This is a genomic window from Bradyrhizobium sp. SZCCHNR1002, assembly GCF_032381435.1.
GTDB classification, from domain to species: domain Bacteria; phylum Pseudomonadota; class Alphaproteobacteria; order Rhizobiales; family Xanthobacteraceae; genus Bradyrhizobium; species Bradyrhizobium aeschynomenes.
The window spans coordinates 281,884-306,486 of the sequence record NZ_JAUHIS010000008.1 but is presented as its reverse complement, the minus strand read 5'-3'; the positions used below and the strand labels follow the sequence as shown (position 1 = coordinate 306,486).

The window sequence follows — 24,603 nt, the reverse complement described above, 5'->3', positions numbered from 1 at the left end:
GTGATCTGGTTCAGGGTGTCGATCGTGGCAGCGATGTTGGCCGCTGTCAGCGCGTAGGAGAAGCCGGGAAACACCGAGCTGACGGCGCCGGAGACCGCCTCCGTCAAGGTGAATTTCGAGCTGTGCTTCTGCATGTACCATTGCACGCCGAACCGCAGCTCGTCGTTCAGGGTGACCTCGGCGATGGTCGCCTCGATCAGCACCTGGTTCGGCATCTGGTCCAGCCGCTCGATCACCTGCAGCACGCGCTTGTAGTCGGCCGAGGCCGCCTCGATCAGGATCGCGTTCTTGGCCTCGTCGGCGACGATCCGCAGCCGCGGCCCGTCGGCCTCGCCGTCGCGGCCGGTGGGTGCGGCCGGAGCCGCGGCCGGCATGACGCTCGGCGCCGCAGCCGCCGGCGCCGCATTGCGCATGCCGCCGAAGCCGCCACTGGACGCGCCGAGCCCGCCGGTGAAGGACGGCGACGACGATCCGGACATGCCGCCGCCGGAGGATGACGGCTGCGACTGCACGCTCGCCTCCTGATAGTTCGGCGCCACGGTGCGCCGCCCGGCCGTCGCGGCCTGCGTATCCGTGGGGAACATCGACTGCAGCACGTCGACCAGCTCCTGGGCGCGGCGGTTCTGCACGGCATAAGTGAAGAGCTGCTTCTCCGCCCCTTGCGCCTGCGCGTCGAGCTTGCGGATCCAGGTCTCGGCGCGGCGCAGATAGGCAAGCTGCGGCGAGATCACCAGGATCGAGCGCAGCCGCTTGTTGGGCACGAACTGCACCATGCCGGCCATCGGCCCGTCGCGGTCGGAGGCGAACACACTCTTGAGTTCGGTCGCGATGGCGTCGGGCGCCGAGGTCTTGACCGGGATCAGCGCGAACGACATGCCCTTCATGGTGTCGACGTCGAACAGCGCGATCGCATCCATCATCGCCGCGATCTCCTGGCGATCGCCCGAGAGCGTAATCAGGTTGCGCGCATCGTCGACCCGCACCACCCCGCCGCGCGGCGCGATCGGCTCGACCACGCGCCGGATCTCGGAAGCCGAGACATATTTCAGCTGCACCACCTGCAGCCCGTTGCCGACCATCTCGCCGCCATCCGCCGCCTCATCGGTGCGATACGCCGCCGACACCGCCGTCTGATCCGCCGCCACAATTCGATAGATGCCGCGATTGTTGACCACAGCCGCATTGTTGGCCCGCAGCGCCGCCTGGAACAGATCGATGACCGCCGCCCGCGCCACCGGCCGCGGCATCTGGATCGTGACCCGCCCCTCGATCCCCGGATCGACCGTGTATTTGACCCCGAGAATATCCCCGAGCACCGTCTTCGCCGCCTGCGGCACCGGCACCCCGGCGAGATTGATGGTGACGCCGTCAGCGACATCCTCCGCCCCGCGCGGCACGGCCCCGGTCGGCGGCTCCCCGACGAACCGCCCGGTGCCTGCCATCACGGTGGCAGGACCGCCTCTGTTGTCGTCGAGCAGCGGCGAGCCCGAGATCCGGCCGGCCCGTGCACTCCCAGCCGGCGACCGCATCGCCGCCTGCGCCTGCGCCGCCGATCCCGCCTCCGCAGCACCCGTGCTCCAGGCGAACGACGACGTCCCCTCCTCCACGGTCTGGCACGCCGACAGCGCCAGCACCATCGGAAGCGCCATCCACCCACGCCTGCAAGCCTCGCCACGCACTGCTATTTACCCCACCCCGATGCAGCCAGCGCCGCTTAACAATTAACAGGCAGAGTCTAGAGGGTTTTGAAAGAGAGAGATATTGCTGGCAGGACACGCGAGGGAGTCATACACATGGTTTGATGCACGAATTTGCATCAAACATCGCAATACACAATCAAAAGCTGCAATCTCTACGAACGAGATTTCGCTCAGAGCTCACCTGCGCGCAGATCACCACAAACGCCGGAGCAGCATCGGCATCGATCTATCAACTAATTAAATGTCACCGTAATCCGGAATCGGTCAACAGCTTCATCGCCCATGCTTTCAATAAGCAGCGGCAGCATGCGGCACTCGGATATTGATGCCCCCCCTTGAGTCCGAGACCGCATTCGCGCAACATAAAGCACTGCCACTGCAGAAATTATCGCGTCTTACTTGAGCGGGAGCGCAGTCCGGCACTGCCACCGCCTCTCGGCGACGCCAGGCATTGAATCAATAGCTTGATCGGCGGCATCTACGAGCAAGAGCGCCTGCACTCGGCGCTCAGATATCGATCCCACCCATGAGTTCGAAACCGACTTCGCGCAAAATGAAGATGACACTCCTCCCGCTGTCAATGAAGCTATCGCGTCTCAATCGAGGGATGCGGTCCAGCAGCGTCACCGCAATCCCGTTGAGCTAAAAAGCCATTGGGACTATTTGTTGTACTCGCCGGATGAGCCGAACTCCAATTCAAGGAGCGCAGTGAGCATCTCGTTGAATCTAGAAAAAATCGTCCCGTATGAAATAAATCCTGCAACGCTCATTGGACCACGCAAAAACTCGCCGCAGCCGTATATCGCCCTCACGTTAGCCCCAAATGCTTTAGTCATCTCTTCAAGATCGCCCATCCTCGTCCTCGAAGCAGAGTCGAAAACGACGAGGACAATAGACGATATTGACTTCTCAATGATGGCCCCGCGCTGACGGACAAGTTGAAGGGCGCCGGACAAATAACGCTCGACTTGTTCGGGAGCATCATCACGAACTTGAAGTAATATGTACGATATACTCTCAGATTTGAGAGGTGGGAGTTCATTTGGCACATTGCGGATTAACGCCAAGCCTTCGCTAGACATGAAGTCAGCGAACGGCTGAGTGTCTTTCACCGATCCGCTCTTCTTACGAAACCAGATCATCTACCTACTCCCGGGGGTACACGTCCTAATGTATTTGCCAAGGAGATAATGCTTCCAACTGCATTTGCCTGGGTTGACGTAGATACTCTACTCATCATGTTACCAGCCACCTGAGCAATCCGCCATAGCTCATACGCTCCTTCGGGGTGCAGCGCCATGTTATAAATTGCAAAATAGGCGCGTTCTCCCTGACCGCTTTCAAACCAATAGGATAGTATTTCGAACCGCCCCAGCGTCGAATTTCCGACAACTCCCTCCGTAAATTCAGGAAGCAATGGTGCAGCTGCGGAAGGCGCCGCCGCTAGAATTGGCACGCCAAAGACGACCGCGAGTCCGACTGCGCCCGACAACATAGTTTCAGCTGGATTCGTTTGCAGAGCCTCCCGAAGGGCATTGGCGTCGGCCGCTTCGGCCGCCGCCGGGTCAAACGCCATCGCCCGCATACGAGGATCTGAACTCACACGCGATTCTGAAGAAGACCCTCTTGCGTCTTGGGCTGCGTTGGCAGCCAAGTACTGAAACGCAGCAGTAACCGCACCATTCGCGAACTTCCCTCCGCCCGCAACTGAGGCCAGACCGCCAGCCGCGGCCTGAACAATGGTGCCACCGATGCGTTGGCCGATGTCTGTCTGAGCATTCGGAAATAGTGTGTTCGTCAGCGGATTGAACGCTGCGCTCACCGCTGCGGCTGCCGCCCCGGAGCCGCACGAGGCCCCCGATACTACCGCGGAAGCGCAGCCGATCGCAGCGCTACCCGCGACATTCGCGGCATAGAGTCCCGGACTGAACGCCTTGCTGCCAAACGAGAGCGTTCCAGCGAACGTGGCACCACCGAGTTGTTGGAACGCGAATGTCGACATCGCCGCGATTGCGCCGGCTTTGATGATATCGCCCAGATTGCCACCGGACAGGCCGGTCACGATCGCCGCCGCCAAACCAGCCGCGATCGGACTCCCTCCCATGCCGATCGTCAGCGCGATCTGCAGGATCGACCGAGCAATCGCGTTGGTCTGGAAGAAGTGGGTGACTGCACGCCAAGCGCTGCTGAACGCCTTGCCGATCGCATTCCAGAAGCAGCCGAGGATGCAGTGGCCGTTGGGATCGGTGAAGGTCAGCGGGTCGTTGCCGACATAGGAATAGCGGTTCCAGCCCTGTGTGCTGAACGGAAACTGAGTGACCGTGTCGGCGCTGGTGAAGCGTGCCAGCAGCGGATCGTAGACGCGCCCATTCATATGGATCAGGCCGCCCACCGACAGCTGTTCGTGGTCGGTGAAACCGCGCGTGGTCTGGCTGGTGATGCTGCCGGTGGTGTCGTCAGAGCCGTCGACATTGCGGCGCTTGCCCCAAGCGTCGTAGCTGAGCCGCTCGACCAGAAGGCCGTTCTGATCGGAGATCGCCGAGATCGAGCCGAGATGGTCGGTATGGAAGTAGCGCGTGGTGACCGTCGTGCTGCTGCCCGAGGTCTGAGCAACCCGCATGCCGACCCTGGCGTTGCCGACCAGGAGATAGTCGGTCCATTTCTGTGTGATCGTACCGGGGTTCTGCACCTCGGCCGCGACGCCAAAGGCGGCAATGTAGAGCGTCGTGCCCTCCGGTGTCACCTGCTTGACGCGCTGGTGGTCGGTGTCGTCGACGAAGGAGATCGTCCGCGCCCCCTGCGTGATGCTCGCGGGCTTGTTGTAGGAAGTGTAGACGATACTGCGGCCGAGACCGGAGGTCTGGTTGCCGTTGGCATCATAGGTGAAGGTGGCGCTGATCGTGCCGCCCGAGACGCTGGTGACCGCGTGGGGGCGCGGCTGCCCCGCCGCCGGATAGGTGTAGGTGCCGACATCCGACTTGGTCAGAATGTTGCCGATCGGGCTGTAGGCGAACGTCTTGACCAGCGGCGCCGTGTTGACGCTGGTGGTCGACGTCGTCAGCCGGCTCAGCGCGTCATAGACGAAGCTCTCGCTGACATTGGTGTTGGCATCGCTGCGCGAGGTCAAATTGCCGAGCCGGTCGTAGCCGAAGCTCTGGTTCTGCACCGTGCTGTTGACGCCGGTGGCGACGCTGATCAGCGATCCGGTCAGCGGATCGAAGCCACGTGTCGTGACCAAACCATTGCCTGCGGTCTGCTGGGTGAGGTGCCCCTCGGCATCCATCGCATAGGCCGTCCAGTAGGACTGGCCGCTCGCATCGTCCTGCAGCTGGTTGGCGAAGCCGAGGCTGTTATAGCCGTAGCGCGCGGTGAAGCCGGAGGGATAGCTGACCTTGGTCAGCCGGCTGTTGGCGTCGTAGGTCGCGCCCATCGTGTAGGTCGCGCCGTCGATCGTGGTCGCGACCTGCAGCGGACGGCCGAGGATGTCATAGCTGACGCTGCGGGCAAAGCCGTTGCCGGAGCCCGAGGTGATGCCGGTCGAGGCCAGCTTGCCGATGCCGTTGGCGGCCGTGTCGTAGACCCAGACCGAGGTCATGTCTGGCTCGACCCGCTGCACCGTCCGCCCCAGCTTGTCGTAGCTCATGCTGACGACCTGCCCCTTGGCGTCGGTCTGCGTGGTCAGCTGCCCCAGCGTGTTGTAGGTGTAGCTCCAGACGCCGAGATCCGGATCGGAACTCGATATCTTGCGCCCCCTGATGTCGTAGCTGGCAGTGACGACATTGCCGACCGGATCCGTGGTCTGCACCATGTTGCCGACCGCGTCATAGGCGGCGGTCAATGTCTGGCCGAGCGCATCGGTGACAGAGACCACCTGGCCCTGGCTGTTCTTGACCGTCGTGCGCGTCTGGTTGAGCGCGTTGGTCTCAGTGGTCGTGAGACCATGAAAGGCCGCCTGCGACACGCTGCCGTCTGGCTGCGTCGTCGTCACCACCCGGCCCAGCGTATCGTAGGTGAAGGTCGTATAGCGCGGCGTACCGCCGTTGGCGAAATAGGGCCGGCTGGTCTGTGTCACGCGCCCGAGCGCATCGTAGGCCTTGGTGGCCTGGACGATGCTGCCGTCAAAGCCCTGAGTCTGACGCCCGATCTCGCGCTCCAGCGCGTCATAGAAAATGGTCGCCGGCGGGGCGATCACCGTCGCCCCGTCGGCCGCATAGGACAACTGCTGGACCAGATAGCTCGCACCCGAGATGCAGGACGCGGTACCGCCATTGACGCCGCTGCAGAACTGATAAGACCAGCGAGTCTGCGTGCCGTCCGGCGACACGACCTGAATCTTGCGTCCGAACTCGTCATAGCTGAACGTCGTGGTCAGCCCGTTCGGTCCGGTGTGACTGGTCGGCTGGCCGAAGCGCAGGTCGTATTGGAAGCTCTCGCTCTGCCCGAGCGCATTGGTGTTCGACGTGCCGAACTGCCCCCGTGCATCATAGGTGCTTGAGCTCGAACGGCTGACGATATCGACGCCGCTGACGGTCACCGACTGCTTGTGGCCGAAGGCGTCGTAGACATAGTCCGTCTGCAGCCGCAGCGCCGGGGTATCCGGCTCGACAACTTCCTGGGTCAGCAGGCCCGAAGCGGCGTCGTAGGAGAACGACGATGTCCGGGTGATCGTGTAGATGTCGGCGACCGGCGTCGATCCTGCCCCTGAGCCGGTCGACGGCGTGTAGGTGATGACGATGATGCCCTGCGCGCCGGCCGTGCCGACCGAGCTGACGCCGGAGCCGCCCGGACCACCGGCGCCGTAGAGACCCGCAGATCCGTTCGCTGCGCCGGGACCGCCGCCGCCGCCGGCGCCACTGCCGCCGCCGCCACCTGAGCCATGGGTCGCATCCCATTCGGAGCCGGTGCTGCCGCTCCCGCCCGCATTGTTGACCCAGGCGCTGGCGTCCCAATAGCCGGCGCCGCCGCCGCCGCCATTGCTGCCGACGCCGCCGGGAACGCGGACCGCGCCCGCACTGCCGCCTCCGGTTCCGACATAGTTGTTGCCCCCAGCTCCGCCGCCGACCCCGCTCGTGCCGCCACCATTGCCGCCGCCGCCGCCGCCCGAGCCGTTTTGGCCGGTGGTGCCACCGTTGCCGCCATGACCGTTGGGTCCCGCAGCGCCGCCACCGCCGCCACCGCCGTTGCTGCTGCTGCCCGAGTTACCGCCGGCGCCACCCGAATATCTGACGCTGCCAACGCCGTTGGCCAGCGCACCGCCGGCACCGCCGGCGGCGGCGTTCAGCCCGCTGCTGTTCAAGCCGGCATTGCCGCCCTTGGCACAGACGGACTGCCACAGACATGTGGTTCCAGTGCCATTGAAATACGTGTCACCACCGCCCGCGCCTGCATTGGCGGCGCCGCCGCCAGCGCCGCCAAGACCGATCCGATAGCTGACGCTCGCGCCAGGTTGCAGCGACAGGTTGACGGCCTTCGAATAGGCGCCGCCGCCACCGCCGCCTGCTCCCTCGGAGGAGGCATTGGATCCGGCGCCGCCACCACCGCCGGCGATCACCTCGACGGTATTGTTCGCGCTGTTCCAATCGCTCGGGACCGTCCAGCTCGAGCCGCTCGTCAGATAAATCCGCGTTGCCGATGAGGGTGGCGGCGGAGCGGGCGTGTAGTTTATGACGATGATGCCGGACGCACCGGGCATACCGGCGGTGTTGTTGCCGGAGCCGCCGGGGCCGCCCGCGCCATAAAGCGCGGCTGCGCCGTTCGCGGCACCGGCGCCACCGCCGCCGCCTGCCCCACTGCCACCACCGCCTCCAGAACCATGGGAGGCGTCCCACTCCGTTCCGGTGCTGCCGCTGCCGCCGGCATTATTGACCCAGGCGCTTGCATTCCAGTAGCCCGCCCCACCGCCGCCGCCACCACTGCCATTGCCGCCCGGAGCTCCGACGGAGCCTGCAGTTCCTCCACCGACGCCGGAGTTGTTGTTGCCGCCGGCGCCGGCGCCGACACCGCTCGCGCCGCCGCCGTTGCCGCCGCCGCCGGCGCCCGAGCCGTTCTGGCCGGAGGCGCCGCCATTGCCGCCATGCCCCAACGGGCCCGCGGCTCCGCCGCCGCCGCCGCCGCCGTTGCTGCTGGTCCCCGAATTGCCACCCGCGCCGCCTGAATATCTTACGGTCCCGATGCCGTTGGCCAACGCGCCGCCTTGGCCGCCGGCCGCCGCATTCAACCCACTGCTGTTCAGGCCCGCGCCGCCGCCTTTGGCACAGACCGACTGCGCCTGACAGATCGTTCCGGACCCGTTGAAGTAGGTGTCACCTCCGCCGGCACCGGCATTCGCGGCGCTGCCGCCCGCGCCGCCAGGACCAACCCGGTACGTGATGGATGCGCCCGGCTGCAACGGGAGATTCGATATCTTCGAATAGCCACCGCCGCCGCCGCCACCGGCGCCTTCCGTCGACGCGTTCGACCCCGCGCCGCCGCCGCCGCCGCCGATGACCTCGATGGTGTTGTTCGCGCTGTTCCAATCACTCGGGACCGTCCAGGTCGAGCCGCTGGTGAGGAATATCTGCGCAGCGCCGGCGCCCGACGGGACGGCGGAACTCATCAACAGAGCGAGCGCCAGCCTCTTCAAACCAGCGAAATGACTTGAACGCGACACACGAAATGACACGGCCTTGAACATGGTCAATTCCTCGGCCTGCAACGGCCAGCGTGAGCTCGATTTCAATCTGAATGGGGAAGATGGGCCGCTATTGCGGTCTGCGACTCGTGACTGTCGCCCGCGTCAACCTGCCGAGATACCAGTTCGACGTATCATTGGCGTACGTGTTGACCGTGGTCTTGCTGTTACCATCGGGCGTCGCCACCACGACCTGTGTCGCATTGCCGAAGTCGTCATACTGATTTGTCGTCGTGACCGTCGGCAGCCCAGAGCCATCCAGATCCGTGCCGCTAGACGTGTTTTGCGTCAGAAAGACACGGTATGGTGCACTGGACGAACTGATTCCCGTCCCACCGCCTACGTTCAGGCACAGATAGGTGTTGACCGACTGGCCGAGCGTCTGCGCGCCAAGCGTTCGGGTAGCTGAGGACACCATGCCGATGAAGGGGAAATCCTGACGAAAGGTCGTCGTGTCAGCAATGCCAGTTGCCAGGTCTTTCACAGTCATCTGGCGAAAACCAAGGTAGCCGCGACCACCCAAATCGAGCTTGGCGCCTGCATAGCTGTAGGACGAGCTGTAGGTACCGCCGACGCCATTGGATTGGTCCAGCCTGGACGCCACGTAGAGGGCCATCTGCATGTCCAGGATGGGATAGCTACCATTCGTGTCCTTGGTATAGACTGATCCGTTAGTCATAGGTGTATAGGTGATCGATGCCGTTGCACCGAGCCCACTGGTCACTTGGCTGACGAGATCGCCCGAACCGCCGTTCGCCGCAAGAGTGTAGATGTAACCGTTGTCCATCAGCGCGAAGTCAGACCGCCCGTCACCGTTGAAGTCCCCCCCAAACACGAAGTAGTTGGCACTCGGCGGCGCTCCAAAGTTCCAGTTGTTTGGCATGGAGATCGTATTGTAGGCAAAGGATCCATCTCCCTTGCTCAGAAACTGGTAGATATATGGCCCATTACCCCCGATCAGAACAAAATCGGATCTACCGTCCAAATTGAAGTCACCGGCAATCACGTCAAATCCGGTCGTCGGCGGAGTACCGAAATTCCAACCCGGAATTGCGATCTGCACGTAGTCGAAATTGCCGTCCCCCCTGCTCTGGAACATATAGAGCGTCCCCGCTTTGAGCATCAGCCAGTCAGTCTTACCATCTCCATTGAAGTCGCCCACGACAGGCATGTAATCGGACGGGGGGATTCCATCCTCGGGCCAGCCGAACCGCCAGCCATTGGTTAGATCAATCTGCCGATAACTGAAGGTGCCATCGCCGTTGCCAAACGCCTCGTAAAGCGTCGTGCCTCCAAGCATGATGAAATCGGTCTTGCCATCACCATTGAAGTCGCCCGTGATCGGCACATAACGGGTATTCGGATTCCCGAAATTCCATCCATTATTGATCCAGATCGAGCTGCAGCCAAACGAACCAGCTGCATTGCTGATGCACTCGTAGAGATAATCCTGATTGATCAGGATGAAATCGGTACGGCCATCCCCGTTGAAATCGCCGGAAATCGGAGCGAACGAACCCTGATCCAAGATGGGCCAGTTGGCCGGAGTCTGAACGACTCCGACGCGAAACGTGCCGTCACCGTTACCCAGAAACGGAAAGATCTGCGATGAGTTCACGAAAGCGAAATCGCTTTTCCCGTCTCCATCGAAGTCTCCAACGAACGTCACATACACCGCGGCCGGATAGCCGCCGAAGTCCCAGACGTTCTGCGTCGAATTCACATTGGTGTAGCTGCCATCGCCATTGCTCAGATACGCAAAGATCGACTTGTTCTTCGTCAGGACAAAATCGGTCTTTCCGTCGCCGTTAAGATCCATCAGAACCGGCGTCCAATACTGCATTCGCACGTATGACGATGCGACGAGATTATTCGGATTCGTCGCAACAGACGGCGAGAATGACCCGCCGCCACCGTTACTCCACTGGAACGTCGTTGCCGGAAGACAATTTCCCGAAGCGGCGCACGCCGTCACTGATGTCAATTCGGAATTTCCGCTCGTGCTGCTCTGCTGATAGGAAAGTCGGTAGTCCGAGACCATGTTTGCACCGGCATAGGTCTTCACATTGGTCAGGCGAACTACAGTTCGGACGATAGACCCAGCTTGGTAGTGCTGAATGACGTCCGGTCGCGACGCATAGGTAAACTGAACAGAGTTATATGGACTGACCCCGGCGACGCTGTTTCCCGTGTAGTCGATCCTGCTTGGTAAGGCCTGGCCATTTGCCGCATCGACACTGTAGGTCAGACTCAAATAGTTTCCCTTCGTGTCGGTCAACTTGCTAAGGGCCCAAGCCCTCGCGGTCGACTTACCAACTGCAAGGATCTGCGAATCGGTCGTATGGCCAAATTCCATGACCTGTCCCGATTTCGTGCGAACCTCAAACCACGACGGGCCGGTACCCGCGACTCCATGCGAGATCACCCTCGAGAACGATTCGACTTCGGTCCGATATTCGGTACCTTCGGCCCCGTAGGCGCCGCTCACTGCAATAAGCCTCTGCCCGTCGAGACAGAAGCGATCGTTTGCATCGAAATTGACGCTGCCCAGCACGCCATCCTGCACGATAGTCCGGGCACAACGCCCGATCGAGGGCAACCCCCCCAGCGACCAACCGACCCCGACAATGCCGTTTCCGCCCTGACTGTTGTAGTCAAGCGACAAAGATGGCGCGACACCTGCAGATCCCGGCGGCAGCGCAATCGGGAGCGAATAGCCTGCAGAGCCGCTCTGGCCGACCGAGACCTTTCCCGGTAGCGACATAGTCTCGGCATAACCTATAGTTGTATTCTGAAAACAAAAGAATGCACTCGCATACGCAAGCGCAGCACTGATTGCTCTACGCGCGCGACGACGTCGAGCGCCGAACTCCAGATCTCTCGTCACCCCTGCCCCCGCAGTCTCTGTACACCCCGAAACACAACAGACATTATTTGAATTTCACGATCAACTGACATTCGAATTTTTTAACAACATGTGGATGAGTGTGGTCTATAAATACAACCTACACCTCCAGGTCCCGCACCCTCCTCTACATTTGCGAGCAAAGGTTGTTCGCATGACGCACCCATCGCCGCATTCGACGACACGGCACACAACGCTGAGTACAGAATAACTCCACAACATCCTCGCGCGTGCACGAATTGGACGAATCAGACTCAACGCTTTTGCTGCACGCCCTGCCTCGCTATGAACTCGATGCCGAACTTTGTGAGCCTTGCACCGTCCGCAGGTCTACAGCTCACGTCAGAAGCCGACCTGCACACGTTGCGCTGGATCAGAGCGCTGCAGCGTCGACACGGCCCGAGGAATCGGTTTCTGCTTTCCCTTCAAACCAATCGGGCATGTCCAGCTCCCGCGGAACGCGCATCAATTTCGCGTTCTCGGAAAACACGGTAAGCATCCCTCGTAGGCCGCGGAGGAAGCAGCCGCTGGCTGTCAGCGGGTCAGCGGTTCTCAGATTTCCCTGCGCATCTTCAGGATCTCGATCAAGTTCTCGACGCCGAAGTCGGTGAGGGCCATGACGCCGTCGTCGGCGACGACTTAGACCCAGATGACGCCGTCCTCGATGTCCATTTCACTGGCGACGTCCTGCAGCCAGTCTTCATCTTCGCCGAGGTTCTTCGCGACCTTGGCCATGGTGGTGATGTGATGCACTTTGTTGACGTGCGTGGTCATGCTGCTTGAGCCGAGAGCGCTTTGGCCTGAGGCACCCACTTCCAGGGCAGAAATCTATCCAGCCGATGCGCCGGATGAGCAGCGATGCGCGCGAGGACATCCGCAAGCCAGGCTTGTGGATCGATGCCGTTCATTTTGGCCGTGACGATCAGGCTGTACATGGCCGCGGCGCGCCGACCTCCGCGATCGGAGCAACAGAACAGCCAGGATTTTCGACCGAGAGCGATGCCTCGCAGGCCACGCTCAGCAGCATTGTTCGAGAGGCAAATCGGCCCGTCATCGAGGAACGCGGTGAAGCTCGTCCAGCGCTTGAGGATGTAGTTGAACGCCTTGGCGATATCGTGGCCACGGGACAGTTTGGCGAGCAGCTCGCGCAGTAGACCTGCAGATCCTCGACCAGAGGCCGGCTCAGCGTCTGCCGCGCCCGAACGTGCTCCTCAGCACTCCTGCCATTGATGGAGCGTTCGATCTCGAACAGCGCATCGATCCGTCGCATCATCTCGACCGCGATCGGCGAGAGCGGGACGTCCTTCTTGCCGGAAGCCTTGCGTCGCGCGTTCTCCTCGATGTCGGGCATGACGAAAAGCGGGCGCCATGACATGGGCTTCGACCAGGCGTAGCAGGGGATCAAGCGCGGCACAGACCGATCCAACTGCGTCCGCCATCGTCGACAGCGCGATCGGCACGCCTTCCAAAGCGTAGCGCTCGGCTTGGCGGTTCATTGGCTGATGCTGGCCGAACTTCTCGAACATGATCATGGCCAACGCGGCGCATGTCAGTGTGGCCGGCAGCGATCCACACGCGCATTCCTGACGGAATCGGGATCATCGCGTCCGCCCGTCCGCCAATGCGGCAACAGCGGCCTTCAGCGTCCTCTCATCGACGACGCACGTGATCCGCATCCTGGCTCCGGCCGCAAACTCGATCTCAATTGCGCCGCCGACGGTCGGCTCTCTCGGCAGAGGCGCGGCCACTGGATCTGCAATCACTTTTACCGGAACGAAGTTCAATCGCAGCCCAGCTTCATTCTGTCGAGGCCGTCGCCAGCTGAGGAGCAACGAACGTGAGATGCCGAATCGCCGGGCTGTTGCCGACTCCTGCCGGACCCCCCTGCAGGCTCTCCAGCCGATCTTGAGCTTCTCATCCTCAGACCAGCGCCGCCGCCGACCCGTCTCGACCACCTCAAGTCGCCCGATCCGGGCACGGTCCTTATCTCTGTCCATAAGGACAGTTCTCAGCACCAACACCAAATTGCCAAGGCGGCCTCCGGCGGAGGGTTACGGCAAGAGCGGACGGCTACGCATTCTCAGCGCTCATTGCCGCTGCATTCCCCCGGAACGACCCCAACGCCCACTTGGTGCAAGGCACTAATAAGATCCCTTCCGCCGAGACCGACGCACTTGTTGCACAAACTCCCTAGCTTGGCGGACGATCCACTACTTTAACGAGAGCAAAGTGGTATCGCTACTTTTTGACACCGAGACTGCGGCACACTGGCCACACCAATTGGCTATATTCACAGGACTAACCACAGAGGACTGGCTGCAATCCAGCTTCCGTGCCATCGCAGATGGTACGCGGGAGGGGTAACGGAGTGCCGATTCTACGTCGATTGTCTTTAATGTTGGGGCTGTTTCTTCTTTGCTTGGCCTTCTTCGCGCTGGCAAAATTGGCGGCCGACAAAGATCCTGGTGGTCCTCCGTGCAGCAGGGGATCCATTGCGAGCATCATGACGGGTTGCCAACCGGCATCGCGCCCCGCGGCAACAGAGGACGTGATGACCTTCCAGAGGCCCGGCGGCATTTCCCGAACGGCACCTCCGAACTGAGCCAGAAGATTGCTCCGAATCTGCTGGGCTTCGGTGTGCATAAGAACGTCTGTCTCGACAGTGTTGCGCTGGCGTGAAGCAGACTGAAACGCTCGCTATGAATTCACTCCCTTGGGCAGGCCGAGATGCGGTCCGTTCGTCGCAGGTCGAAGGCATCCGCCCACGCCGCCCTCGTCTGCCGGTGCCTTGGTAGCTCGACCCGTGACTTCGTTTCCACATCTCGCATGGTCTAAGGCACGCAACCGTTATCGAGAATCAACATCACAATTGAGAGCGGCGGGACCAGCGGCCGCGCAATTCGCGCGTTCAGTCGAGAGCAGCGGGAGCCGGTCGCCATTCTCTTCATAATGCGCGTATTGGCCGACTTCTTAGAGGCGGCGGTCACGGAGCTCAAAGTTTGGTCGAGCGAGACGAACTTCTGGACAAGCTTCACAGTCAGACGATGTGGAAGCTCGATAGATGCGACAGCAGCTCGGCGGTCGACACATGCTTGACCATGATCGCGTCCAGTGCCGCATCGGTGATGACGGCGTTGCCCGCCGTATCGTCATGGATCGCTGCCTGCAACGCCGACTGGTCGGCGAATAGGCTCTGGGTGAACACGACCTTGTCGGCTCCAAGGGCGAAGTCGTCGATTCTCACCTGACCGAAATGCGCGGCGAACACGAATGTGTCGTGGCCCTGCAGCGATACCGGCTCAGACATCACGCCGGCCGCTTGCGCCGCCGCGCCGGAATTCAAACTACCGCCTAGGCCATCCCCGGCGAATTGGAAGTTATCCTGCGACAGCGCACCGACGAATTGCAGGGATGAGCTGCTCGTCCCGTCACTTGGCGACAGCACGCCACTCACCTCGTCGAAATGCGTCTGCAGCGACGCGAAGGCGATTTTCTGGAGGTCGATCTGGGCCGCAGTGCTGCCAAGGGCGACAAGATTGCCGCTGAAGGAGGGGGCGGCGAGCATCAGGTTGGCGCCGCCCGACGTGTTGGCGGTCACCGCGGTCGCCGTTACCGCGCTATTCGAAGCCGGAATGCCGATCGTGCCGTCGCCGTTAAGATCCTGGTGGAAGCTGGCTTCCAGCGTCTCGAGCGCCGCCGAGCCGCCCGAAACGGCGCCGATCGCGTTGCTGACATAGGCGCCGCTGCCGTCGGTGTTCCACACCGTATAGAGATCGGTGCCGGCCATCTTCCAAGCCACAAGATAGCCGACAACGGATGCCTCTGCTCCGATCGGATCCCAGCCGCCAGTCTGGCCGACGGTGACGACGCTGCCGCCGAACTTGATCTGCGGACCGATGCCGCCGCCGACCGGATTGAGGTAGTAGCCGTTGCCGATCTGGACTAGGTTGGTCGACCCAACGGCTTCGATGACGGTCGTCGGAATCCCGGTCGTGCCATCGCCATTGAGGTCTTGATGAAATGACGCCTCGAAGGCCTCGAGCGCAGCCGAGCCGCCTGCGACGGCGCCGATCGCATTGGTCGTGTAGTTGCCGCTGCTGTCAGTGTTCCAGACCGTATAGAGGTCGGCGCCCGCCATTTTCCAGGCGACCTGATAGCCGTTGCCGGACGCTTCGGCCGCGATCGGAGCCCAGCCGCCGAGCTGTCCGGCGACGACGCTCGTGCCACCGAACTTCAGCTGGGGACCAGCGCCACCGCCGACGGGATTGAGCGAGAAGCCGTTGCCGGTCTGGACCAGGACGGTTGAGCCAACCGCCTCAATGACCGTGGTCGGCACACCAATAGTGCCGTCTCCATTCAGGTCCTGATGCAACGACGTCTCAAATGCCTCGAGCGCGGCAGAGCCCCCGGAAACGCCGCCGATCGCGTTGCCCGTATAGTTGCCACTGCTATCGACGTTCCAGAGCGTGTATAAGTCGCTGCCAGCCATCTTCCAGGCGACCTGATAGCCGCCGCCGGCGGCCTCCGCTGCGATCGGCGTCCAGCCGCCGAGCTGTCCCGGCGCGACGGCCGAGCCGTTGAACTTGAGTTGCGGGCCGCTGCCGCCGGCCACCGGATTAAGGAAATAGCCGTTTCCGGCCTGAACGAGGCTGGTGCTCCCCAGCGCCTCGATAACGATGCTGACCAGGCCGATCGTGCCATCGCCATTCAGGTCCTGATGGAACGATGTCTCGAACGTCTCAAGCGCCGTCGAACTTCCAGACACGCCGCCAATCGCGTTACCCTTGTAGTTGCCGCTGCCATCCACGTTCCAGACAGTGTAGAGATCCTGCCCCTGCAACTTCCACGCGACCTCATAGCCGCCGTTGCCATTGGCTTCGGCGCCAATCGGCGTCCAGTCGCTGAGCCAGTGAACCACTACGTTCGCACCATTGTACCGTAGCGCCACCGTCGTGCTTCCGCCGATCGTGTTGAGATCGTAGATGACGCCGACCTGGGCGAGGCTGATCGAGCCGAGCGCCTCGACGATGGTGTTGGCGAAATAAGGGGCCGATCCGACCGCAGGATCGATCTGGGCGAGACCCGCGCCGGCCACCGCCGGATTGGCCATCGGCACCGCCGTCTGCTGCAGGATCTCCGAGACGTCGGCGTAGCTCAGCGTCGGGTTGGCCGTCAGGATCAAGGCCGCAATCGCGGCAACGCTCGGCGCGGCTGCGGAGGTGCCATAGAAGTCGGTCATTCCCGTGACGGTCGTCGAGATGTTGTCGATGCCGGAGACCACGACCGGACTGAGCTGGAGCGGCGTCGCAAGGCGCGTGCCGTCGTTGGCGAACAGGATCTCGGTCCCGGCGCCGGACGATGAAAAGCTTTCCGAGACCGGTGTTGTGCCAAAGGCCGGCGTGTTGGCGGCATTGACGGCTCCGACGGTGATGACCCCCGGGGTCATCGCGTGACCGAAGACCGTTCCGACGTTGGCGCCGCTGATGGAGACCGGGAGGCCGTTGCCTGCCAGGATCTCCTTGATTGTCGATGGCGTGGGGCCGAAAACGTCCGCAATGACGATCTGGTAGGTGCCGGAGACCGCGAAATGCAGGCCGATCCACGGGTTCTGATAACTGTTGGGAACGTGTCCGAGGTATTGTCCATTCTGGTACACGTTGACCGAGAGATGCGACGCGGCTTGACCCCAAGCCTGGTCCCACTGCACGAGCAGGTTGGCGCCCGCGGTGACGGTGATGGTTTGCGCGATGTTGCCGCCGAAGCTCAGCGCATTGCCATCGTAGTACATTCCTCCGATGCTGCCGGAGATCGAGGTCCAGGACGTCTGATAGGCCGTGCTGCCGTTGTTGCCGGCCGACGTCACATAGGTCACGCCCATGGCCTGAACGGTCTGAATGGCCTGGGCGACAACGCCGTTCTGGAAGAACGGCTCGTCCGAATAGCTCACATCGTCGACGATGACCTTGCAGCCGGCATTGGCGAGCGCGATGATGCCGTCGGCGAAATCCTGCTCGCTCTGGAAGGCGGTATAGAAGGCGAGACTGGCGTCAGGCGCGATGTCGTGGATGACCTGCATCATCGCACGGCCTTCGTCCGTCCCGCCCGATGGCATGTCCTTGAGGATCTGAATCTTGGAGGCCGAGGGCAAGGCTCCGCTGGCTTCGTCCGCTGCGGCGCCGCCGAGATTGTTGAAGCTGCTGGAGAGGACGCCGATCTTGATGCCGGCTCCCGTCACGCCCGTGGAGTTGCCGCCGAGCGCCTGAACGACCTGGGCGCTGGTCGCGCCTTGTGCACTGACCGCCGAGGCGATGGCTTCCGTCACCGCGTCCTGAAGCGACGGCGCGGGCTCGCCGCTCGGTCCGGACTGCGCTGTCGCGGGCTTTCCGAGGCTGCTGAACGACCATGTCTGCAGCGATGCGCTGGCGCCTGACCACATCTCGACGCTGATCGAGAGGACGAACCCGCTCTCGCTGGTGCTCTGTCCGGCATGCGCCGGTCCGACGGAGGCGTTGCCGGCGATCGCCGTGGACGGATGGAAGAACGGCTCGGTGACTTGCCAGCCGGCGGCTACCGTTCGAGCCGTTAGCTCTGCCGCCTCCTGCGCCGGCGTCTGAGCCCGGGTGCTCACGTCGACGAGTTGTACGACCACCGTTGCCTCGGCGTCGTTGTGCGCGAGGAGGCCGGGCGCCCCGCTCGGAGCATCGGCGCTTGGCGCAGGGGGGATAGGATCGATCTGCTCGGCCGGGCCATGCGGCGTCTGCGCGATGGTGGAGGCCGGCTTGAATTCATACTCGGCGGCCGCAGCAGGCTGCTGCACATGCAACTCGTGACGCCCGCCAGCAACAGGATCGAAAATGAGGAACTGGGCGGCTTCACGCCAGCGGTCAGGAATGTCTTCGGTACGGCCAGATTCGTAAAACATGCATGCCACGATGGTGATCCTGTCCTCGAGGCCGGACAGGCGTGATGGAATTGAAGCATCGTGCAGTGATGCCGCCAGATTTTGTATAAAATGGTATCGAAGAAAGGCCGCTCGGGCCATATGCCATTGTTCGATCCGTCCGGTCGCAATCAACTATTGATTGTATTTGGGGGAGCGGCTATTTCCCGGGGTCCCAAGCCAGCCTGCGCTGGGGCAGCTCGGACATGGGCAGAGATCGGAGCGGGCACTGCAGGGGATTTGCTCCCCGTCAGCCCGTCCCGAGGACCGCTGACGCGCCGATCAGACCAGGTGGAAGCTGGACAAATGGCTCAGCAGGTCCGCCGTCGTGACGTGCTGGACGGTGATCGTGTCGTGCGCGGCGTCGGTGATCACGGCGTTGCCGGCCGCATCGTCGTGAATCGACGCCAACAGCGCCGCCTGATTCGCGAAAAGCTCGTGGCTGATGACGATCGTGTCGCTGCCCAGATGGAAGTCGGCGACGCTGACCTGGCCGAAATGCTCGGCGAAGACGAAGGTGTCGTGTCCTGCCAGGGAGACGGCTTGCGGAGCGGGGCCGCTCGCCGGACCCGCGGCCGCCGAGATCATCGTGCCGCCCTGGCCGTCATCGGTGAATCGGAAGCTGTCCTGCGACAGCGGTCCGAGGAAATGCAACGAGGTGCTGCTCGCGCCGTCGCTGAGCGACAGCAGCCCGCTGCCGTCATCGAAATGCGCCTGCAGCGAATGAAAGGCAATGCTGCTGAGGTCGATCTGATCGCCGTTGCCGCCGAACCCGATCAGGGAGCCGCCGAAGCTGCCGGACACCGTCAGGACCACGTCCGGGCCACCGGCCAGCGTCAGGGCTTGCGTGCCCGCTGCGACGTGAGCGGGCACACCGATGGTGCCGTCGCCGTTCAGATCCTGATGAAAGCTGGTCTCCAGCGTTTCCAGCCCCGCCGAGCCGCCCGGAACGGCGCCGATTGCATTGCTGACGTAAGCACCGCTGCTGTCGGTATTCCAGACCGTGTAGAGGTCGACGCCAGCCATTTTCCAGGCGACCAGGTAGCCACCGCCGGAGCTCTCTGCGCCGATCGGGTTCCAGCCGCCGGACTGGCCAACGGTGACGGCGCTGCCGCCGAACACGATCTGTGGCCCGGTGCCGCCGCCGACCGGATTGAGGAAGTAGGTCGAACCGGATTGCACCAGGCTCGTTGATCCCAGCGCTTCGATCACGGCCGAGGGGATGCCGATCGTACCGTCGCCGTTCAGATCCTGATGGAGGTTGGTCTCCAGCGCTTCCAGACCGCTGTTGGTGCCGTTGACGGCGCCGATCGCGTTGCTCGTATAGGCGCCGCTGCTGTCGGTATTCCAGACCGTATAGAGATCTGCGCCGGTCATCTTCCATGCGATCTGATAGCCGCTGCCGACGGCCTCGGCCGCAATCGGCGACCACCCACCGAGCTGTCCGGCGACCAAATACGCGCCGCCGAGACTGACCTGCGGGCCAGTGCCACCGCCCAGAGGATTGAGGAAGTAACCGTTGCCGGTCTGGACCAGACCGGTCGAACCAATCGACTCGACAACAACCGTCGGAATGCCAATCGTACCGTCGCCGTTGAGGTCCTGATGGAAGGACGTCTCGAACGCTTCGAGCGAGGCTGTGCCGCCCGAAACGCCACCAATGGCGTTGGCCGTGTAGTTGCCGCTGCTGTCGGTGTTCCAGACCGTGTACAGGTCCGCACCCGCCATCTTCCAGGCGATCTGATAGCCGCTGCCGACGACGTCGGCTGCGATCGGCGCCCAGCCTCCGAGCTGACCGACCACCAGGTTGGCGCCGCCGAACTTGACCTGCGGGCCGGTGCCGCCGCCGACGGGATTGAGGAAATAGCCGTTGCCGGCCTGGACGAGACTTGTCGATCCCACAGCCTCGATGACCGTCGTCGGAATGCCAATCATGCCGTCGCCGTTCAAGTCCTCGTGGAAGGACGTCTCGAACGCCTCGAATGCGGCCGTGCCTCCCGAGACGCCGCCGATGGCGTTGCCGGTGTAGTTGCCGCTGCTGTCGACGTTCCACACCGTGTAGAGGTCCGCGCCCGTCATCTTCCAGGCGACCTGATAGCCGCCGCCGCTGGCCTCGCCCGCGATCGGGGTCCAGCCGCCCAATTGTCCTGGCTGAACGACGCTGCCGCCGAACTTGATCTGCGGCCCGGTGCCGCCGCCGACCGGATTGAGGAAGTAGCTCAGTCCGAGCTGGACCAGGCTGGTCGACCCCAACGCCTCGATCGTCACCGGCGTTGCGGAAACGAGATGGAAGCCGAGCGCGTCCATCTGCTTGAGGTCCACCGCCGTCAGCGTCTGCAGCGTGCTGTAGGTGTAGAACTCATTGAACGGATCGTTGCCGCCCTGCACGCCGCTGTTCAGGAAGTCGCTGGGGTCCGATGACTGGCCGTAATCGGCGAGCTTCGTATACCCGCCATCGACCGAGAAATACGCCGTCCCCGCCGTCGCGCCGCCGGTCATCAGCCGCACGCCGGGGCTGGAGAAGCGGAACAGATCGAAGACGTCGGGCTGCGGTCCGTAGGGCACGCGGCCGAAGGCGTGCGTCAGCTCGTGCAGCGCCACGCCGACCAGCAGGTTTGAATTGATGTCGGTCGCAAACGTTGCGCTGCCGTCGTCGGTGGTCGCATCGTTGGCGCCGAGGCCGCCCCACAGCTTGAGCTGCGAATTCCACACCGCGACGTAGGATTGCCCTTGGATGCTGGATCCCGCCGGCAGGGCATTGAAGGTGGTATCGCCGGGGCTGGCATAGTTGATCAGGTTGGACCTGACGCTCGAATAGCTCATCCATTGGCCGCCGTCAGGACCGGCTGCCGCGCCGCCGCCGACGCCGCTATAGTCGATCTTGATGTTGACGGTGATGCGGTCCGAGATCATCGAGGTGAGGATCGCTGCGGCCTGCTGGATGCCGGCGCGAAAGCTCGCCGGTGCATTCATCGCCGCCGTGTCGAACAGCAGATTGATGGTCAGACCGCCGGCACTCACCGCGGTGACCGCGCCGATCCCGCCGAAATCGCCCTGGGCGAGCAGCGATTCCACGGCCTCTTGGGGAAGCTCGACCGGATTCGTCGGCGGTAAGACCCCCGCATCGTCAGGGGCCGAATTTGTGACCGACTGTGAGATCGAAAGCCCAGGCATTGCCTAAGTCCCAGCTGCTTGCGTGAACGGCGTATGGCTCGACCTTTGATCCAGTGATGAGCGATTCACGACCGAACCAACGATATCTATCCGCCTGATCGTCTTGCTCAGTGGTTAACGAGAGCGGTCAGACGAGAAAAAGCGGCGGGCGAGGATTGGCATGGGCCTTCTGCCGCGAAACAGATCGTTGGCGAGCTGAGTTCGCTTCCATCGTGGGGCATTGCCCAGCTGCCCTACAGTCGGCTCGTCCATTCGACTGAACGTCGTCTGCTGCCGCAATGTTTGCCCCGGCTTTGACGAACCTTCTTCGATTCTTGAGATCGGAACTTGTATTGATCGAATTGTTCGATCGACGCGAGGGTGCCACCCAGAATCTTGTCGAATTAAATGTCCTGGGGTCGGTGTTGCGACAACTGGCCAGTGCATGGCTCCCGTCCGAAGCACTTTGAGGCCGCCGAACGCAGAGAATCACTCGGCCTGACCGGGCCGGGGCAAGCTGGCGGGCTTGAGATAGAGCAGTGAGCTGCAGCGGCTGCCTCTCACGGCAGTTTTGTCGGCGAGCTTTCCCAAGAGGGTTGTTCCGATCTCGCTTGTGCACCGGTTGCCGCCAAGAGCACAGCGAATTTTGCGTCGACCGGTCGGCCTAGCTTCCTTGAAGGCCTACCATTAGACTTTGGCGATCGCAGATGATATCGCGGAGCGCAGACTCGATCGCCGTCCACGTGCGTCACAGAGCACGCGGACCGTGGTCATCCAGGACGGATATCTAGACGCGCCTTCATTGTTGACAATTCGCAGAGCGAGCATGGTCGAGGAGAACGTGGTGGGACAAGATCGTAAACGGCGTGTAGCGCTTATTGCAGGCGTGACGGGCCAAGATGGCGCGTACTTGGCTGAGTATCTTCTGGGACTCGGCTATACGGTACACGGAATCAAACGTCGATCGTCGTCCTTTAACACGGCTCGCGTGGATCATCTGTACCAAGACCCCCACGTCGGCGACGTCCCGTTCCTGATGCACTACGGCGACATGACAGACTCGACCAATCTTATCCGGTTGGTGCAACAGATCAGGCCGACTGAGATATACAATCTCGCAGCTCAGAGCCATGTCGCCGTCAGCTTTGAGAGCCCGGAATACACAGCCAATGCGGATGCCGTCGGAGTTCTCCGGCTGTTAGAAGCCATTCGCATTCTCGGCCTGGAGAAAGACACGCGATTCTATCAGGCGTCAACCTCCGAGCTATACGGCTTGGTCCAAGAAGTCCCTCAAAGGGAAACCACGCCGTTTTATCCACGATCTCCCTATGCAGTTGCGAAGCTATACGGCTATTGGATTACAGTAAATTATCGTGAGGCCTATGGCATATTTGCTTCTAATGGCATCTTGTTCAACCATGAAAGCCCGATACGCGGAGAGACTTTTGTTACCCGCAAGATTACGCGGGGAGTTGCGAGAATAGAAGTTGGGTTGGAAGACACTATCTACCTTGGAAATCTTGAAGCAAAGCGCGACTGGGGACACGCGAGGGACTACGTGAAGGGAATGCACGCAATCCTGCAGGCGGATAAGCCGGATGACTTTGTTCTTGCTACCGGAGAGACACGCTCGGTACGCGAATTCGTAGAGCTTGCTTTTGGAGAAATCGGTCGTCGCATAGAGTGGCAAGGAAAGGGGGTCGAAGAGGTGGGCCGCGATACCGCTTCAGGCAGGATTGTTGTACGCATCGATCCGGCATATTTCCGGCCGACCGAGGTCGACCTCTTGATCGGAGATGCCACAAAGGCCTGGAAGAGCCTCGGCTGGAAAGCGCAGACGAGCTTTCGGGATTTGGTGAAAGAGATGGTCGTTTGCGACCTGGCTGAAGCTCGCCGTGAGGCGGCGGCTAGACCGGTCAATAGCTGAAGACCTTAGGCAGCCATCGTTTTCGCTCATCGGGAGAGAAGCAGACTGCGGATGCTTTCGTGCTCCCAGTCAACGGTGGCATGCCTGAGAGCAGGAGGACATTGAATACAGGTTGGGAGCCGCAGCCGCACGCGGCCGAATGCGTGCGCAAGCAGGTGAATAGCTACACGAACAGATGTAGAAGGATGTCCGTCGCAAAGGCTACGCCCATCGGCGCGGGCTTTTGAGCCCTTGAACGGAAGAACACCGGAGCACGATCGTTGCGGCCGCGTCGAAAAGAATGACGGTGAGCTCAAAGCCCCAGCCGTCCGCCGTTGAAGGTCACACGGGCGCCAACGCCAACGTCCTCCGCAGATCTGCGAGAACCCGGTGACATAGTATCGGCCTTGGTCGCTGAATCCCCTGGCAAGGAGCCGAAGGCGGATTCGCCAGAACTCGCGCTTTGCTCCCAGCGAGGCAGGCCTACACGACTTGAAGCGGCTATCCGCCGGCCCTATCAGGACCTGTAACGGCCGCCGCGCTCGGTCGCGCGTTGTCAGATCTCATTCTGACCGCACGACGACCGGACACCGCACCAAAGCCTTCGATAATCCGTTGTAGCCTCCGTATCGGTCGGTCCGTCGCGCGAGGCATCCCTCGACAAACGGCAGCCCGTTCAGCATTTGCGGCTATGCACGAGGCTCGACGTGTGCGCGACCTGGTTCGGCGGCGGCGTGCACCGCCAATAGGCGGCGAAGTAACTGGAAGATCGCGGCGCTCCCGTTGCCACGGTTGACAGTCACCATTGAGACCGCTTGCAATCTTATCGGTATCATCATACAGTCAGCTAACTGCCTCTACGGTTGCTGCAGACGGCTAACCTTGATGCACCCAATCGCTGCTTGCATCCCACCGCGTGGCTGAACCATTTGCTCACTCCTGTCCGGTTGGCAGCAGCCTCAAGCGCGACAACCTGCCATCGTGGCCGGCATATGGAGAATGCCTGGCTCAGAGGCACCAGATCGGCGCGCTGCACTGCTCGTGCATCGCCCGATTGTGCCGGAGTGAGATTGCGAATTCCACTTGCTCAAAGCGTCCCCGTGTGTGACACGGACCCAAAGGTGCGGCGCTCAGCGCCGCCGGCTGGCTATCGCGGTGGTGGAGCAATCGTCGCGATGTCGGGAAAACCTTCAAAGATCCACTGATGTGGAGGACACCGTTTCAGAAGGCACGTCCGGCTTTACACCCGCATGCACAGGAAGTCTCGATCGATAGCGCGGGATCTCAGAGAATTCCGCCTCTCGTAAATCGACGACGAGGCAGCCAGCG

The 24,603-nt window shown here is 62.1% G+C and carries 9 protein-coding genes and 1 pseudogene; 2 read left to right on the top strand and 8 right to left on the bottom strand.

Translation table 11 applies throughout. The features are described 5' to 3' along the window. The 6 genes and pseudogenes from QX108_RS30565 to QX108_RS30540 all read right to left on the bottom strand — a co-directional run. Positions 1-1,649 (bottom strand): secretin N-terminal domain-containing protein (locus QX108_RS30565; protein ID WP_315799629.1); only part of this gene is annotated, 1,649 nt, incomplete at its 3' end. A gap of 710 nt (positions 1,650-2,359) precedes the next feature. Further along, positions 2,360-2,842, bottom strand: a complete 483-nt coding sequence (locus tag QX108_RS30560; RefSeq protein WP_315787200.1) for a hypothetical protein — start codon at positions 2,840-2,842, stop codon at positions 2,360-2,362. Beyond that, on the bottom strand, positions 2,839-8,373 hold the full coding sequence (locus QX108_RS30555) for an RHS repeat domain-containing protein (RefSeq protein ID WP_409998570.1): 5,535 nt from the start codon (positions 8,371-8,373) through the stop codon (positions 2,839-2,841). The genes QX108_RS30560 and QX108_RS30555 overlap by 4 nt, the downstream gene beginning before the upstream one ends. Positions 8,374-8,440: 67 nt before the next feature. After that, positions 8,441-11,134 carry an FG-GAP-like repeat-containing protein gene (locus tag QX108_RS30550; protein ID WP_315787196.1) on the bottom strand — a complete coding sequence of 898 codons (2,694 nt, stop codon included), beginning with the start codon at positions 11,132-11,134 and terminating at the stop codon, positions 8,441-8,443. Positions 11,135-11,914: 780 nt separating this feature from the next. Beyond that, positions 11,915-12,049: a hypothetical protein gene (locus QX108_RS30545; protein WP_315787194.1), complete on the bottom strand. Its 135-nt coding sequence runs from the start codon at positions 12,047-12,049 to the stop codon at positions 11,915-11,917. Continuing rightward, positions 12,046-12,813, bottom strand: a pseudogene (locus tag QX108_RS30540) (transposase); the annotation flags it as partial. The gene QX108_RS30545 and the pseudogene QX108_RS30540, both read right to left, overlap by 4 nt. A gap of 937 nt (positions 12,814-13,750) precedes the next feature. Here QX108_RS30540 and QX108_RS30535 point away from each other — a divergent pair. Continuing rightward, positions 13,751-13,954, top strand: coding sequence for a hypothetical protein (locus QX108_RS30535; protein ID WP_315787193.1), 204 nt, complete (start codon positions 13,751-13,753; stop codon positions 13,952-13,954). Between the two features lie 358 nt (positions 13,955-14,312). Here QX108_RS30535 and QX108_RS30530 read toward each other — a convergent pair whose 3' ends face one another. Both QX108_RS30530 and QX108_RS30525 read right to left on the bottom strand, forming a co-directional pair. Further along, on the bottom strand, positions 14,313-18,197 hold the full coding sequence (locus QX108_RS30530; RefSeq protein WP_315787190.1) for a S8 family serine peptidase: 3,885 nt from the start codon (positions 18,195-18,197) through the stop codon (positions 14,313-14,315). 300 nt (positions 18,198-18,497) lie between these two features. After that, positions 18,498-21,389 (bottom strand): NF038122 family metalloprotease, encoded by a 2,892-nt coding sequence (locus QX108_RS30525; protein WP_315787188.1) that lies wholly within the window; start codon positions 21,387-21,389, stop codon positions 18,498-18,500. An 805-nt stretch (positions 21,390-22,194) separates the two neighbouring features. Here QX108_RS30525 and gmd point away from each other — a divergent pair. Continuing rightward, positions 22,195-23,295 (top strand): GDP-mannose 4,6-dehydratase, encoded by a 1,101-nt coding sequence (gmd, locus tag QX108_RS30520; protein ID WP_315787186.1) that lies wholly within the window; start codon positions 22,195-22,197, stop codon positions 23,293-23,295. Positions 23,296-24,603: the final 1,308 nt, after the last annotated feature.